The organism is Candidatus Eisenbacteria bacterium (assembly GCA_013140805.1).
In the GTDB taxonomy this organism is placed as follows: domain Bacteria; phylum Eisenbacteria; class RBG-16-71-46; order RBG-16-71-46; family RBG-16-71-46; genus JABFRW01.
Window position 1 is genome coordinate 1 of the sequence record JABFRW010000178.1, and the last position, 15,412, is coordinate 15,412.

The following is a 15,412-nucleotide window of genomic DNA, read 5'->3' on the forward strand; positions in this document are numbered from 1 at the left end:
CTTCATATCATGCGCATTCGCGGCGCAATTGCAGGCCGGCACGGCGCCTCGCGGCGAGCCGCGCGAAAACGATTCAGCGCCGCGCGAGTTGCGTGCAGCTCCGCGCACGTGGCGAACGCTGCAGCGATCTCAGCGGGCGAGTCGTGCGTCGCGGCGATGTCGCGCCCGAAAGTCGTCAAGCTCTATTTTCGAATCAACCCCCACGCGAATCACTCGCAGCTCCCCACGCCGTCCCCTCCGCGGTTTGCGCCACAACTCCCGCACGCGGTAGCGTGCCCCGCGTTTTGTCGGGAGGGATGCGATGCCATGCACGGTGGTGGTCGGCGCTCAATGGGGCGATGAGGGCAAGGGCAAGATCGTCGACGCGCTGAGCGCGAACGCCGATGTCGTCGCGCGTTACCAGGGCGGGCCCAACGCCGGCCACAGCGTGGTGCGCGGCGCGGTGACGACGGTGCTCCACCTGGTGCCGTCCGGAATCATGGTTCCGGGCGTGCGGTGCCTGATCGGCAATGGAGTGGTGGTCGATCTCGAGCGGCTGCGTGAGGAAGTCTCGCACCTCGAGGCGATCGGCATCGAGGTCGCGGGCCGGCTCGGAGTGAGCGCCGGCGCTCACCTGATCCTGCCGTATCACCGCGCGGTCGAGGCCGTCGCCGAACAGGGACCCGGCGCGATCGGAACCACCGGTCGCGGCATCGGCTTCGCCTACCGTGACAAGGCCGCCCGCGTGGGCCTGCGAGTCGGCGACGCGTTCGATCGCCAGACGTTCGTCGAGCGTTGCGATCGCAATCTCGCCCGGCTTCGCCGCGAGTTCCCCGAAGCGGCACCGCTCGCGTCGATGAGCGGCGGCACGCTGTTCGACTCACTCGAGCCGTTGCGGCGCTGGCTCGAACCCATGGTGTGCGATGCCTCGCTCGAGCTGCACGAAGCACTCGCGGCCGGAAAGCGCGTGCTGCTCGAGGGCGCGCAGGGGACGCTGCTCGATCTCGACCACGGCACCTATCCGTTCGTGACTTCGTCACCCGCGAGTGCCTCGGGCGCGACGCTCGGAGTGGGGCTCGGACCCCGCGTGGTGGACCGGGTGATCGGCGTCGCCAAGGCCTACGCCACGCGCGTCGGCCACGGCCCGTTCCCGACCGAGATGCCGCCCGACGAAGCCGCGCGGTTGCGCGAGGCCGGCGAGGAGTACGGCGCCACCACCGGCCGCCCGCGCCGCTGCGGCTGGCTCGACCTGCCCGCGCTGCGCTACGCGGCGCGCGTCAACAGTCTCGACGAGATCGTGTTCACCAAGCTCGACGTGCTCGACGAGTTCGAGACCATTCGCGTCGCCACCGATTACGCGCTCGACGGCCAGCCGGTTCATGGCTTTCCAACCTCCGCCGCGGCGCTCGAACGCTGCGTGCCGGTGTGGCGCGAATTCGCGGGCTGGAAGTCTCCTACCACCGCCGTGCGAAAATGGACCGACCTGCCAGGCGCCGCTCGTGCTTATCTCGAGTGGGTCGAGCAGGCGCTCGGAGTGCCGATCCGGCTGGTTTCGGTCGGAGCGGCGCCCGAAGCCGAGGTCCCGCGGCGCTGAGACGCCGCTGTCGCAGGTCGAATTCGGTGACCCGTTAGCTCAGTCGGTAGAGCACCTGACTTTTAATCAGGGTGTCGTTGGTTCGATCCCAACACGGGTCACCAGTCCTCAATCGGGCCGGGAAGGTGTGCAAATCGCGCTTCCAGGTAACCGTCCGTGCAGGCGTCGTCCCGGGAGGGGTACATCCCCTCTGGCCCTGCCCCGGCGAAGTGTGAGATTTTTGCGAACGCTTCGGACCGCGCCGCATCTATGAACGCGGGCCGACTGGGCGACGGCGGAACTCCCGACCGAAGGCCCGCCATGCCACGTGTGATCAGGCCGGGAGTTTTCGAACGGTGGAGTCCACACCCAGGAAGCGTTTGAACTGCGAAGAGGTGCTGAGCCAGCTCAGTGACTTCCTCGATGCGGACGCCCGCGAAGCCTTGTGCCTGGCCATTCAGGAACACCTTCACGCCTGTCACGACTGTCAGCTCGAAGTGGACACGCTCAAGAAGACCATCATGCTGTATCAGGCCGAGCGACCGATCGAGCTGCCGAGCGGAGTCAGCGACCAGCTGCGCGTCGCGCTCTCGAAGGTCTACGGCGAGCCGGGCGGCTCCAAGTCCTGACGCACCGAGCTCGGCTTCATCCTGGCCGCACGGCGTTGACACTCGCCCGACCGCGCACGTAGCCTCCGCGCCGCTCGTCCTCCCTGCCCGCCCGCGAGCATTCCTCCGGCGGGCGTTTTCATTCCCTCCTTACGGGTTCCTGAATGAAACGCGTCGGCATCCTCGGGCTTTCGCAATCCGGTAAGAGCACGCTGTTCCAGATCCTGCTCACCGCCTCCGGTGCGGCCGCTTCGAGCCAGGGCCGCGAACAGATCGGCATGGTCCAGGTCCCCGACGAGCGGGTCGACCGGCTGTCGGCGCTCTACAAGCCCAAGAAGACCACCTATACGCAGATCCAGTTCGTGGACACGGTCGCAGCCGGGGGCCAGAGCGCGCGCTCGGCCGCCAAGGGCACCGACCTGTTCGCCGGGGTCCGCAACTGCGACGCGCTGGTGGCGGTGGTTCGCGACTTCGAGGATCCCGCGGTACCCGCGGAAGCGGGCGTCGACGCCGCGCGGGATCTGCGCACGCTCGACACCGAACTGGCGTTCAACGACCTGGCGATCTGCGAGACCCGGATCGAGCGGATCGAGAAGGAGCTGCGGATCGGAAAGAAGCAGGCCGAGGCCGAGCACGCCGCGCTGCTGCGGTGCCGCGCGCTGCTCGAGCAGGAACGCCCGCTGCGTGAAGCCGAGATCACCGAAGACGACCTCAAGCTGCTGCGCGGCTTTCAATTCATGACGCTCAAACCCCTGCTCGTGGTGTACAACCAGGACGATGCGTCGGATCGCAAGCCGCCCGCTCCGGGACCCGGAGCAGGCGCGGTCGCGCTCCGTGCGCATCTGGAGCGCGAAATCGTGTCGCTGCCGGCTGCCGACCGGCCGTCGTTCCGAGCCGAGCTGGGGGCGACCGAGGACGGGCTCTCGCTCGTCATTCGGGCGTGTTACGAGTTGCTGGGGCTGCTCTCATTCTTCACCGTCGGCCCCGACGAAGTGCGAGCCTGGACGGTGCAGAAGGGCGATACCGCGGTCGACGCCGCGGGCGAGATCCACTCGGATCTCGCGAAGGGTTTCATTCGAGCCGAGACCATTCCGTGGGACAAGTTGCTGGAAGCCGGTGGTCACTCGCAGGCGCGTGACAAGGGCTGGCTGCGGCTCGAGGGCCGCGAATACCGCGTGCAGGATGGCGACTGCTTCGAGATTCGCTTCAACAAGTGAGGTTCGACGTGCAGGTGCGATCGCTTCGCTGGGTTCCGTTGTACGCGGCTGCTCTGTGCGTGGCGGCGCTGTGCGCGGCCATCGCCGGGCCCGCCTCGGCCGCCGGGCTCGCCTGGGTCGAGCCGTTGCGCGGACATCTGTCGGTCGGCTACTCGCAGCTGCTGATCGAGAACGCGCCCGGTGGCAACATCTCGTTCGCGGGTGGCATCGACCTGCCGGTGACAACGACTTTGCGCGCCGGCATGGAAGTGGGCGTGAATCTGCTCGGTGGCAAGACCGTGAGCGACGGCAGCCTGCTCGCCGATCTCGACTACAGCGCGCTCGAGATTCTGGCACTCGCGCACTGGCAGCCGGCCTGGCGTGGTCCGATCGGTCGCGTATCGTTCGGGCCCGGGCTGGTCGCGGCGCGTGCGGACCTGTCGTCGATCGGCGCCGCGCAGTTCGAGTCGCTCGGAGTGCGCGAAGTGGCACCCGCGGTCGCCGCCGGCGTCACTCTGATGAAGCGAAGCCCCGCGCCGGTGCGCGTCGGGCTCGAGGCGAACACCCGCTTCGCGTTCGTCTCGAACGAGACCTGGACCCTCATTCAGGCGCGCCTCGTCTTTCACTACTGATCGCCTCCGCATGTCCGCGAGCGGGCGTGCGCCCGCCCGCCCGACCGTGCGTTGACACTGTTCGCGCGCGCTGACTATCTTCGCCGCCTTGCTCCTTCGGGGCGGGGTGCCAGTTCCCCACCGGCGATAAAGCCCGCGAGCGGAGCCTTTCGACGCCACGCGGCCCGCTGCCTCTCGGCGCGATCGTGCACGCCCCGGGGACTCGTTCCTGCGGGGCGTCATTCGTTGGAGGACGGCACTCATGGCAAAGCGCGGCGAGGACGACGAGCGGTTCATGCGCCGCGCGATCGCGCTCGCCGAGAGGGGGCGCGGCCACACCAGTCCGAATCCCGTGGTCGGTGCGGTCGTGACGCGCGCAGGCCGTGTCGTGGGAGAGGGCTGGCACCGCGCGCTGGGTGAGGCTCATGCCGAAGTGGTGGCGCTCGGCCGCGCCGGCGCGAAAGCGCGGGGTGCCACGCTCTACGTCACGCTCGAGCCGTGTGCTCACCGCGGACGCACCGCGCCGTGCGCCGACGCCATCCTGGCGGCCGGCATCCGGCGCTGCGTGGTCGCGCTGCGCGATCCTCACGCGATCGTGAATGGCCGCGGCCTGCGTCGCCTGCGCGCCGCGGGCGTTCAGGTCGAGCTCGGGTGTCTGGCGGACGAGGCTCGCGAACAACTCGGCGGCTACTGGAGCGCCCACACCGAGGCTCGGCCGCGCGTGACGCTCAAGCTTGCAGCTTCGCTCGACGGTCGCATCGCACCGGCCGGCGGACTCGCGCGCCGAGGCGCGTCACGAAGTGCATCGCATGCGTTCGCTCACCGACGCGATCGTGATCGGATCCGAGACCGCGCGACTCGACGATCCGCGTCTCACCGTGCGCGGCGTCCGTGGCGCGCGCCAGCCGCTGCGCGTGGTGTGCGACGCCGATGCCTCGTTGCCGCTCACGCTGCGACTGTTCCGACCTCCGCTCGCGCGCGGAACCGTGCTGGTGTGCACGCGCCGCGCGACGCTCGCCCGAGTGCGCGCTTTCGAGCGCCGCGGCGTACGCGTGTGGCGCGTGCGTGCCGGCTTCGGTGGCGTGTGTCCGTCTACGCTCGCGGAACGACTGGCACGCGAAGGACGCCACGAAGTGATGCTCGAGGGCGGCGCCGCGCTCGCCGGCAGCTGGATTCACGCCGGCTACGTGGATCGCCTCGCGCTCTTCACGGCGCCCACCCTGCTCGGTCGCGACGGCCTCGAGTGGGCGCCGCCGCTCGGCGACGCGATCCGGCGCGGACGCATCGAGCGCCAGCAGCGCCTCGGTGCCGACACGCTCACCCTGGTGGAGCTCGAACGCTGATGTTCACCGGACTGGTCGAGACCGTGGGAGTCGTGCAGCAGGTCGAGGAGCGCCCGGGCGGTCGCCGCTTCTGGATCGCCAGCGCCGCGATCGCCGCCGGAGCGGCACTCGGGGACTCGATCGCAATCAATGGCTGCTGCCTGACCGCGATCGCGATCGAGCCGCAGCGATTCGCAGTCGAGGCGGTGCCGGAAACCCTCGCACGCAGCACGGTCGGAAGCTGGACGGACGGCACGCGAGTAAACCTCGAGCGCGCGCTGCGACTGGATCAGCGGCTCGGCGGGCATCTGGTCCAGGGCCACGTCGATGGCGCGGGCGAGGTCATCGAGATGCGCGCCGAAGGCGAGGGCCGCCGCCTGATCCTCGCGGTGCCGGGCGAGTTGTCGCGATTCGTCGCGTTCAAGGGCTCGCTGGCGGTCGACGGCGTCAGCCTCACGATTGCCAGCGTCACGACGGCGGGGTGCGAGATCGCGCTCATCCCTCACACGTTGGCGGCCACCGTGGCGGGCGAGTACCGTGCCGGTTCGCGTGTGAACCTCGAAGTCGATCTGCTTGCCCGCTACGTGGCGCGCTTGCTCGAGACGACCCCATCCCGGGAGAGTTCGTCGTGAAGAAGAAGTCGAGCCGGCGAACCCTCCGCCCGGCGCGCAAGCCGCGCCCCGCGCGCCGCGCCGCCGCGTCGCCGTTCATCGGCGTCGAGGAAGCGATCCGGCGCATCCGCGCGGGCCGCATGCTGGTGGTGGTCGACGACGCCGACCGCGAGAACGAAGGCGACGTGGTGTTCGCGGCCGAGAAGGCGACCGCCCGCATGGTGAACTTCGCGATCAAGCACGGCCGCGGCATCCTGTGCGCCCCGATGGCGCCCGAAGTCGCGGATCGACTCGATCTCAAGCTCATGGTGAGCCGCAACACCGCGCGCTTCGGCACCCCGTTCACCGAGTCGGTCGATGCCATCAAGGGCACCACGACCGGAGCCTCGGCGTTCGACCGCACGCGCACGCTGCGGGTGCTCGCGAATCCGCGCACGCGCGGCGAGGACCTGGCGCGCCCCGGCCACGTCTTTCCGCTGCGCGCGGTGCCGGGCGGCGTGCTGCGCCGTGCCGGGCACACCGAAGCGGTGCCCGATCTGTGCCGGCTCGCGGGTCTCCAGCCGGTCGGCGCGCTGTGCGAGATCCTGCGCGAAGACGGGCGCATGATGCGGCTGCCGGAATTGCAGACCTTCGCCGCCACCCACGATCTGGGGTTGCTCGCGATCCGGGATCTGATCGCGTGGCGGCGCCGCAGCGAGATGCTGGTGCGCCGGCTGGTCTCGGTGCCGCTGCCGACGCCCGAGGGCAAGTTTCAGATGCACCTCTACGAGAGCACGCTCGAGAACGATCACCACATCGCGCTGGTGTTCGGCAAGATCCGCAAGGCCCGCCCCACGCTGGTGCGTGTCCACTCGCAGTGCCTGACCGGCGATGTGTTCGCCTCGCAGCGCTGCGATTGCGGTCCGCAATTGCGCGCCGCGATGCGCGCGATCGCAAAAAACGGTCACGGCGTCCTCCTCTACCTGCGGCAGGAAGGGCGCGGGATCGGGCTCGCGAACAAGCTGCGTGCCTACGCGCTCCAGGACCGCGGGCTCGACACCGTCGAGGCGAACGTCAAGCTCGGATTCCCCGCCGACCTGCGCGACTACGGCATCGGCGCGCAGATCCTCGTCGACCTGGGGATCGGAGCACTCGACCTGCTCACCAACAATCCGCGCAAGATCATCGGGCTCGAAGCCTACGGCCTCCACATCCGCAAGCGGGTCTCGATCGAACTCCCCTCGACGCGCCACAACCGGCGCTACCTCGCCACAAAGCGCGACAAGCTCGGGCACCTGTTGGATCTCAAGCTGGGGGAGACGTGAGCATTCGAGAGTTGCGGCCCGGGCACGATGCGAGCGGGCACCGCTACGCGCTGGTGGCCGCACGCTTCAACGAGTCCTACGTCAAGCGCCTGGTCGACGCGGCCTGCGAAGTGCTGCGCGGCCGCGGCGTGACTGACGAGTCGGTGACGCTCGCGTGGGTGCCGGGCTCCTACGAATTGCCGGTGGCCGCCAAGTGGCTGGCGGAACGCGGCGGCGTCGATGCGATCCTCGCGTTCGGCGTGGTGATTCGCGGAGAGACCGAGCACTTCCGCCTCGTCTCCGAGGCCGCCTCCGAGGGACTCCTGCAGGTGATGCTCGACTCCGGCCTGCCGGTCTTGAACGGGGTGCTGGCGGCCGAAAACGCCGAACAGGCGGCGGCACGTTCCGGCGGAGCGCTCGGCAATCGCGGCGCCGACGTGGCGCTGGCGGCGATCCAGATGGTGACGCTGCGACGCATCCTCGCGGGCGCGAACTCGTGAGCGCACCGGTCGAGGGCGCGCGTCATCAGGCGCGCGAGCTGGTCTTTCGGGTGGCCTATCAGTCCGACCTCATCGGCGACTCGATCGGAGAGCTGTGGAAGCAGCTGCCCGAGGCCGCCGAACTCGCCGACGATCCGCGTGAACTGGCGACCGACCTGACCGGCGCGCTGAGCGCGAATCTCGCGAGCATCGACGAATCGATCGCGAGTGCAGCCAGCCACTGGCCGCTCGCGCGACTCGCCGCCACCGACCGCGCGGTGCTGCGCCTCGCGGTCGCCGAGTTGATTGCGCGGCCCGGAACGCCGGCGCGTGTGGTGCTCGACGAGGCGATCATGATCGCTCGCCGCTTCGGCTCCGACGAGTCGGGCGGCTTCGTGAACGGCGTGCTGGATCGCGTCGCGCGCACGCTGCGGCCTGCGGAATTCGCATGAGCGCGCGCGCCGCGTTCCTGCGAGGATGACCCCCATGCGGCATGCGATCGTGACCGACATTCACGGCAATCTCGAGGCGCTCGAGACCGTGCTCGCCGACATCGAGCGCCGCCGGCCCGACTCGATCCAGTGCCTCGGCGATTTCGTCGGCTACGGCGCCTCGCCGAACGAATGCATCGACCGACTGCAGCCGCTGATCGAACACTCGGTCGCCGGCAACCACGACCTGGCGGCGTGCGGCCGCATCAAGCTCGGCTACTTCAATCACAACGCCGCACTCGCCGCGCGCTGGACCGAGAGCAACCTCACGCCCGCCCATCGCGAGTACCTGCGCGGTCTGCCGTTCCAGGTCGAGTGGCGCGGCACCCGCCTGGTGCACTCGTCACCGGCGGCTCCCGAGGAGTGGCACTACGTGCTGTCGCCGGCCGAGGCCGCCGAGGAAATGACCGCCTACGTCGAGTCGCTGTGCTTCATCGGGCACTCGCACTACCCGGGGGTGTTCGATCGCCACGGCGATCAGGTGCGCTACACCCGCGCCGAGACGGTGCGTGTCGAGCCGGGGCATCGCTACCTCGTGAATGTCGGCAGCGTGGGACAGCCGCGCGACGGCGATCCGCGTGCGGCCTACCTGATCTGGGACGAGGGCGAGGGCACGCTGCAGCACGTGCGGCTCGAGTACGACATCGCCGGCGCGATGCGGCGCATCCACGATGCCGGGCTGCCACGCTTCCTGGCCGAGCGCCTGCAGTGGGGCGAGTGATGGCGCGTCAGTCCACGCTCGGGCACTGGGAGGCGTACTGGCGCTCGCACGCGCGGGTCGAGGACACCTACTCGACCGGCGATCGGCTGGTGCGCGAGATTCTCGCCGATGGCGAGGTGCGCGGGGCGGCGGTGCTCGAGGTCGGCGCCGGCTCGGGCCGTGACCTGATCGGGCTCGCGCGCGCGGGCGCGATCGGCGTGGTGCTCGACTATTCGCCGGCGTCGCTCGGAATCGTGCAGCGCCTGGCCCGCGAGCAGAACGTACCCGTGCATCTGGTGCGCGCCGATGCGCTGGCGATGCCGTTTCGGGAGGGTGCGTTTCGCGTGGTGTTCCATCAGGGGCTGCTCGAGCACTTTCGCGATCCGCAGCCGCTGCTGCGCGAGAACGCTCGCGTCACCGCGCGCGGCGGCCGCGTGGTGGTCGACGTGCCGCAGACCTTCCACCTCTACACGCTTCTCAAGCAGAGCCTGATCGCGATCAATCGCTGGTTCGCGGGCTGGGAGACCCAGTTCACGGCGGCACAGCTCGAGCGCGTGTGCGCGGCGGCGGGGTTGCGTCCGCGCCGCACCTATGGCGACTGGATGGTGCCGGGGCTGGCCTATCGCGCGTTTCGCGAGGTCTTCAAGCGCGCGGGGCTGCAGCTTCCGCTCGATCCTCAGGTGCCGGTGCTCACCCCGCTCGGGCGCGCCTTTCGGCGCGCGGTTCGCGGCCAGCGCTGGACGCTCTACGTGAGTCACGTGATCGGCACGGTGGCCGAAAAGCCGTGAACGCGGCCCCGCATCTGCTGGCCGTCAATTTCCGCGATCCCATGCACCCGGAAGCCGGGGGCGCGGAACTCCACCTCGAGCACATCCTGCTCGAAGCGGTGCGGCGCGGCTGGCGCGTCACGTGGCTGGCGAGTGGATTTCGCGGCGCGCCTTCCGAAGCCGAGCACCGCGGCATGCGCATCGTGCGCCGCGCCGACTGGTGGAACTTCAACCTCGAGCTGTCCGGCATCCTGCGACGCGAGTTCTCGAATCCGGCGCCGGACCTGGTGGTGGAAGACATCAACAAGGTGCCGTGCTTCGCGCCCCGTGCAACGCGTGCGCCGGTGGGTGTGATCGTGCCTCATCTGTTCGGCACCACCGCGTTTCGCGAGGCGAATGCACTCATCGCGGCCTACGTCGTGATGCTCGAGCGTCGCATCCCGTCGGCGTACCGCGACGCTCCGTTCGTCGTGATTTCGGACAGCACCCGAGACGACCTGATCGCGCGCGGAATCGCAGCCGAGCGGATCACGGTGGTGCACTGCGGCCTCGACCACGAGCGCTACCGGCCCGATCACGCGGTCTCGAAGCACGCGCGACCGACGGTGCTCTACGTGGGCCGGCTGAGACGCTACAAGGGCGTGGACTGGGTGTTCCGATCGCTGCCGCGGCTTCGCGATCGCGTACCGGACGTCCGGGTCGAGGTGATCGGCGATGGCCCGTTCGCGGCTCGGCTTCATGCGATGGCACGACGCGCCGGGCTCGGTGATGCGGTCGAGTTCCTGGGCTTCGTGCCGGGTCCCGAGAAGGTGCGTCGCATGCAGCAGGCGTGGGTGGTCGTGCAGCCTTCGCCGAAGGAAGGGTGGGGGCTCACGGTGGTGGAAGCCGGGGCATGCGGCACCGCGGTGGTGGCGGCCGACAGTCCGGGCCTGCGCGACTCGGTGCGGCGCGACGAGACCGGGTTGCTGGTTCCCTACGGTGACGATACGGCGCTCGCCGACGCGCTCGCCAGGGTGCTGACCGATGGAGCGCTGCGCGCGCGGCTCGAGCGCGGCGGGCTCGCGTGGGCCTCGCGCTTCCAGTGGTCCGAGTGCGCTTCGCGCTCCCTCGACGCGCTGCTCACCGCCCGTACGAGCGTCCGCGGGTGAGCGCACCGAACGGCGGCCCCTCGCGCGGTGCATTCGTGGCGATCGCGATCAAGCTCGCGATCAGCGCCGCGCTGCTGTGGTTCCTGCTCGGCCGCATCGATCCCGATCAGGTGCGGGCCTCGCTGCAGGCTGCCGACCCGCGCTGGCTCGCGGCGGCACTCGCCATGATGTTCTTCAGCAACGTGCTCGGTGCCTATCAGTGGGGGCGACTGCTGCGCGCGGTCGACATCCGGATTCCGGGCTGGAAGGTGCTTGCTTACTACCATGTCGGATTGTTCTTCAACAATCTGCTGCCGGCGAACATCGGCGGCGACATCTCGCGCATCGCCGACGCATCGCGTCACGGCTCGACCCGCACCGCGGCGCTCTCGGCCGTGCTCATGGATCGACTGATCGGCACCGTGGCTCTGGCCGGGCTCGCGCTCGTGACGTCGATCCCGGCGCTCGATCGCTTCCACATGGGGGTCGCCTATGCGCTGGTGGTGGCGTTCTTCGCTGCCAGCGTCAGCATGCTGTGGGTGGTGTTTCACCCGGCGCTGGTGCCGGTGCTCGACCGGCTGCTGAGCCGCGTGGGGCTCGCGCGCCTCGCGCCGCATCTCGACGACCTCGCCGCGCGGCTCTCGCTGTTCCGCGAACGGCGTGGGTTGCTGCTCGCGATGGGCGGGCTCGCGCTCGTCACTCAAATCTCGCGCATCTGCGTGCATGCGCTGGTGGCGCGAGCACTCGGGATTCCGGTGCCGTTCGTCTATTTCCTTTTGTTCGTGCCGCTGCTGGCCGTCGTGGTCTCGCTGCCGCTGTCCTTCAATGGGCTCGGCATTCGCGAGGGCGCCGGCGTGGTGCTGTTCGGGCTCATCGGCGTCGAGCGGGCGGCGGCCTTCTCGCTTCAGTTCACCACCTATCTGGTGGCGGTCGCCGTCAGCCTGCTCGGCGGGCTCGTGTTCCTGGTGCGAATGCCGCGGCGCAGGAGAGGCTGAAGCGTTCGCGCGCCGCGCGGCGGGGGTGCTAGTCTCGGCGGCCGCATCTTCGTCGCCGCGCGCCGTTCCCCGGAGGACTCGTACGATGCAGTGGAGCAAGCGTGTCGCGTGGGCCGGCGGCATCCTGGTCGGTCTGCTGTCCGCCGTCGTCTACCTGCTCTCCATGCAACGCTCGGTGCCGTTCTGGGACTCGGGCGAGTTCATCGCGGTCGCGACGATCCTCGGCATTCCGCATCCGCCCGGCACCCCGTTCTACGTCATGCTGGGCCGCATCGCGACCTTGCTTCCGTTCGGTTCGATCGCTGAACGCGTGAACGGCCTGTCCGCGATCGCCTCGGCGCTCGCCGTCGTGATGACCTACTTCACGACGCTGCGACTCATCCGTCTCGCGCAGGGCACCGAGCGCAAAGCGAGCGACGAATGGCTGGCGGTGATCGGTGCGACGGTCGGCGCGTTGCTGCTCGCGTTCTCGGACAGCTTCTGGGAGAACGCGACCGAGGCCGAGGTCTACTCGCTCATGAGCCTCGCTCAGATCCTGGTGTTCTGGCTCGGGCTCAAGTGGTGGGAGGCGCACGAGAAGCGCCCGCTCGCCGGACCGCTGCTGATGTGCGTCTACCTCATGTGGCTGTGCGTCGGATTGCATCTCGGCGTCGGAATGCTGGCGTTGCCGCTGCTCGTCATGATGTGGCTCGTCGATCGACGCGCGGCACTGATGTTCGGCACCCCGGTCCTGTCGGCGTTGCTCGCGCCCTACGGACTCGAGCGCATGGCCGGCGGCATCATCGGACTGTTCACCATTCAGTTCATCATCTTCGCGTATCAGCGGAAGCTCAACGGCTGGCTGGTCGGCGCCGCGGCACTCGCCGCCGGCATCGCGATGACGGTGGCGCTTGGCGACAGCGAGTTCACGCCCGGCACCGCGTTCCTCGCCCTCGCCTCGGTCGTCGTACCGCTGGTGTTGCTCGCGCGTCGCCATCACGAGGGTCGCATCCTGGCGCTCGCGTTGTTCCTGATGGTGGCCGGCTATTCGACGCATCTCTACCTGCCGATCCGCGCCGCTCAGCACCCCGCGATCAACGAAGGCGACCCTTCGAACTGGTCGCGCCTGAAGGACCAGCTGGAGCGTAAGCAGTACGGGCAGACCAGCATGTTCGTGCGCCGCGGCAAGGTGGTCGAGACCCAGCTCAACAAGGAGTTCTGGCGCTACTTCAGTCGTCAGTGGCCGCTGTTCCCCGGCGACCGGCTGTGGACCGTGATCCTTCCGCTCGGACTCGGCATCATGGGCCTGGTGTGGCAGTCGCGGCGCGATCGCACCGGCTTCGCGAGCACCGGCACCATGTTCCTGTTCTCGACCGCCGGAATGATCCTGTTCCTCAACTTCTCCGACTCCGAAGTCCGAGACCGCGACTACTTCTTCACCACCGGATACCACTGGTATGCCCTGTGGATCGGCATGGGATCGGCGTGGCTGATGGCGTGGGTCCGCGACTCCTTCGAGGCGGAGGGTGCGCAGCGCGTGGGACTCGCCGCCTGCGGCGCGATCCTGCTCGCGCAGCCGGTGCTGCTGGCGCGCAATCTGTGGTTCACGCACGACCGCAGCCACAATTTCGTGGCGCACGACTACGCCTACAACATGCTCGCGACGCTCGCGCCGAACTCGTTCATCTACACCAACGGCGACAACGACACCTTCCCGCTGTGGTACATCCAGCAGGTCGAGGGGTTCCGCAAGGACGTGCGCATCGTCAACATGAGCCTGCTCAACACCGACTGGTACATCTTTCAGTTGCGCGACGAAGAGCCCAAGGTTCCGATCACCCTCGACGACGCGACCGTGCGGTTGCTGGGACCGGGAGCGGTTCAGGACGAGAACGGCAACATCCTGATGACGAACAAGATCATGATCGGTCACATCCACGAGGCGAACCGCGCCGCCGACGGCGGCTGGAAGAAGCAGCCGTATTTCGCGGTCACGGTTCCCGAGCACGGCGGCCTCGACAAGTACTTCACGCTCGAAGGGCTGGTGTACCGCGTGAACCCCGACACGCTCGGGCCGCGCGCCGATGAAGCGAAGATGCGGCAGGCGTTGTACGAGACCTTCAAGTACCGCGGGCTGTTCACGGCCGACGGGCGCTGGGATTCGACCGTCTACAAAGACGAGAACGCCTCGACGCTGACCCGCAACTACGCAGCGGCACATCTCGAGCTGGCGCAGCTGGCGCAGCAGCGCGGCGACCACGCCGAGTCGGTCGCGGAACTGGAGCGCGTCGAGCGCATGTTCCCCGACATCGTCGAGGTCATGATCCCGCTCGGACGCTTCTATCTGGACGGTGGCGACACGCTGCGCGCCACGCGCCTGTTCGAGCGCATGGCGGTGCGTCACCCGATGCTGCCCGACGCGCACTACTACCTGGGCGTCGGCCGCATGTTGCAGGGTGATCTGCGGGGCGCGCTCGCCGAGTTCAATCGTGCGATCGATCTGGATCGCGGTTACTTCTACGCCTACCTCGGCGCCTACTCGATGCTGTGGGAGAGCGGCCAGACCGAGCCGGCGCTCCAGTACCTGCAGCGCTGGCTCGCGATCCGGCCCGACGACGAACAGGTACGCGCGCTCTACGACGGCCACATGCGTCAGCTCGGGCGCGCTCCGTCCGCGAACGCGCCGCCGCTGCCGCCGCCGCAGTTGCCCTGACGCCATGGCGCACGCCCTCGTCACCGGCGCCGCCGGTTTCATCGGTTCCTCGCTGACCGAACGCCTGCTCGCCGACGGCGTGCGAGTGACCGGAGTCGACTGCTTCACGGACTACTACGATCCGTCGCTCAAGCGGCGCAATCTCGCCTCGGCCTCCGCGCATCCGGCGTTCACGCTGCTCGAGTTGGACCTGGGACGCGACGATCTCGCGGCGCTGCCGACGGTCGACGTGATCTATCACCAGGCCGCACAGCCCGGCGTCCGGGCGTCGTGGGGTGCCGAGTTCGCGACCTACACCGCGCACAACGTGCTCGCCACTCAGCGGCTGCTCGAGCGCTATCGCGACGTTACGCTCGAGCGCTTCGTGTATGCGTCCTCGTCGTCGGTGTACGGCGATGCCGAGCGCTATCCGACCGACGAGGCGATGCTGCCGCGGCCGTTCTCGCCCTACGGCGTGACCAAGCTGGCGGCCGAGCACCTGGTGCTGCTGTACGGTCGCAACTTCGGCGTTCCGGTCTCGGCGCTGCGCTACTTCACGGTCTATGGGCCGCGCCAGCGCCCCGACATGGCGTTCCATCGCTTCTGTCGCGCGCTGCTGCGCGGCGACGCGCTCACGATCTACGGCGACGGCAAGCAGTCGCGCGACTTCACGTTCATCTCGGACGCCGTCGAGGCGAACGTGCGGGCATGGAAGCGCAGCGAACCGCAGGGCGTCTACAACGTGGGAGGCGGGTCCCAGGTCGATGTGCTCGAATCGATCCAGATCCTCGAGCGGGCACTCGGCGCGAAGGCGAAACTCGAATTCCAGCCGCGCCCGCCCGGTGATCCGCTGCGTACGCGTGCGGATGCCACCCGCTTGAAGGCCGATCTCGACTACGTGCCGCAGGTCGGTATCGAGGAAGGCCTGGCGGCCGAGGCCGCGTGGGCGCGGGAGCTGTACGCGGGCGCATGACCCCGCGGCTGGTGTATCGTCGCGCG

Annotated in this window: 15 protein-coding genes, 1 tRNA gene and 1 pseudogene; all 17 read left to right on the forward strand. The window is 69.0% G+C overall.

Going from position 1 to position 15,412, the window contains the following annotated elements; genetic code table 11:
• The first annotated feature begins 301 nt into the window (after positions 1-301).
• The 17 genes and pseudogenes from HOP12_13465 (at position 302) to HOP12_13545 (ending at position 15,386) form a co-directional block, all read left to right on the forward strand.
• Entirely contained in the window at positions 302-1,573 is a 1,272-nt protein-coding gene (locus HOP12_13465) for an adenylosuccinate synthase (protein ID NOT35151.1), read from the forward strand.
• 28 nt (positions 1,574-1,601) lie between these two features.
• Positions 1,602-1,677: transfer RNA gene (locus HOP12_13470), tRNA-Lys, on the forward strand.
• 231 nt (positions 1,678-1,908) lie between these two features.
• Positions 1,909-2,181: a zf-HC2 domain-containing protein gene (locus HOP12_13475; protein ID NOT35152.1), complete on the forward strand. Its 273-nt coding sequence runs from the start codon at positions 1,909-1,911 to the stop codon at positions 2,179-2,181.
• Positions 2,182-2,324: 143 nt separating this feature from the next.
• Complete coding sequence (gene ychF / locus HOP12_13480; protein NOT35153.1) at positions 2,325-3,377, forward strand: redox-regulated ATPase YchF; 1,053 nt, start codon at positions 2,325-2,327, stop codon at positions 3,375-3,377.
• Complete coding sequence (locus HOP12_13485; protein NOT35154.1) at positions 3,374-3,988, forward strand: hypothetical protein; 615 nt, start codon at positions 3,374-3,376, stop codon at positions 3,986-3,988. Before ychF ends, HOP12_13485 begins: the two co-directional genes overlap by 4 nt.
• 241 nt (positions 3,989-4,229) lie before the next feature.
• A pseudogene (gene ribD, locus HOP12_13490) lies at positions 4,230-4,772 on the forward strand (bifunctional diaminohydroxyphosphoribosylaminopyrimidine deaminase/5-amino-6-(5-phosphoribosylamino)uracil reductase RibD).
• 4 nt (positions 4,773-4,776) lie between these two features.
• On the forward strand, positions 4,777-5,310 hold the full coding sequence (locus tag HOP12_13495; protein NOT35155.1) for a RibD family protein: 534 nt from the start codon (positions 4,777-4,779) through the stop codon (positions 5,308-5,310).
• Positions 5,310-5,921, forward strand: coding sequence for a riboflavin synthase (locus tag HOP12_13500; protein NOT35156.1), 612 nt, complete (start codon positions 5,310-5,312; stop codon positions 5,919-5,921). The genes HOP12_13495 and HOP12_13500 overlap by 1 nt, the downstream gene beginning before the upstream one ends.
• Before the next feature lie 77 nt (positions 5,922-5,998).
• Positions 5,999-7,204, forward strand: a complete 1,206-nt coding sequence (locus HOP12_13505; protein ID NOT35157.1) for a bifunctional 3,4-dihydroxy-2-butanone-4-phosphate synthase/GTP cyclohydrolase II — start codon at positions 5,999-6,001, stop codon at positions 7,202-7,204.
• Between the two features lie 2 nt (positions 7,205-7,206).
• Positions 7,207-7,683: a 6,7-dimethyl-8-ribityllumazine synthase gene (locus HOP12_13510; protein ID NOT35158.1), complete on the forward strand. Its 477-nt coding sequence runs from the start codon at positions 7,207-7,209 to the stop codon at positions 7,681-7,683.
• Positions 7,680-8,114, forward strand: coding sequence for a transcription antitermination factor NusB (gene nusB, locus HOP12_13515; protein NOT35159.1), 435 nt, complete (start codon positions 7,680-7,682; stop codon positions 8,112-8,114). The genes HOP12_13510 and nusB overlap by 4 nt, the downstream gene beginning before the upstream one ends.
• Positions 8,115-8,148: 34 nt before the next feature.
• Positions 8,149-8,874: a metallophosphoesterase family protein gene (locus HOP12_13520; protein NOT35160.1), complete on the forward strand. Its 726-nt coding sequence runs from the start codon at positions 8,149-8,151 to the stop codon at positions 8,872-8,874.
• A complete protein-coding gene (locus tag HOP12_13525) occupies positions 8,874-9,641 on the forward strand; it encodes a class I SAM-dependent methyltransferase (protein ID NOT35161.1) in 768 nt (255 codons plus the stop codon). The genes HOP12_13520 and HOP12_13525 overlap by 1 nt, the downstream gene beginning before the upstream one ends.
• Positions 9,638-10,768, forward strand: a complete 1,131-nt coding sequence (locus HOP12_13530; GenBank protein NOT35162.1) for a glycosyltransferase family 4 protein — start codon at positions 9,638-9,640, stop codon at positions 10,766-10,768. Before HOP12_13525 ends, HOP12_13530 begins: the two co-directional genes overlap by 4 nt.
• The gene (locus HOP12_13535) at positions 10,765-11,742 is read left to right on the forward strand and encodes a flippase-like domain-containing protein (GenBank protein NOT35163.1); all 978 of its coding nucleotides are present in this window, start codon (positions 10,765-10,767) and stop codon (positions 11,740-11,742) included. The genes HOP12_13530 and HOP12_13535 overlap by 4 nt, the downstream gene beginning before the upstream one ends.
• 85 nt (positions 11,743-11,827) lie before the next feature.
• Complete coding sequence (locus HOP12_13540; protein ID NOT35164.1) at positions 11,828-14,434, forward strand: DUF2723 domain-containing protein; 2,607 nt, start codon at positions 11,828-11,830, stop codon at positions 14,432-14,434.
• 4 nt (positions 14,435-14,438) lie between these two features.
• Complete coding sequence (locus HOP12_13545) at positions 14,439-15,386, forward strand: NAD-dependent epimerase/dehydratase family protein (protein NOT35165.1); 948 nt, start codon at positions 14,439-14,441, stop codon at positions 15,384-15,386.
• Positions 15,387-15,412 lie beyond the last annotated feature (26 nt).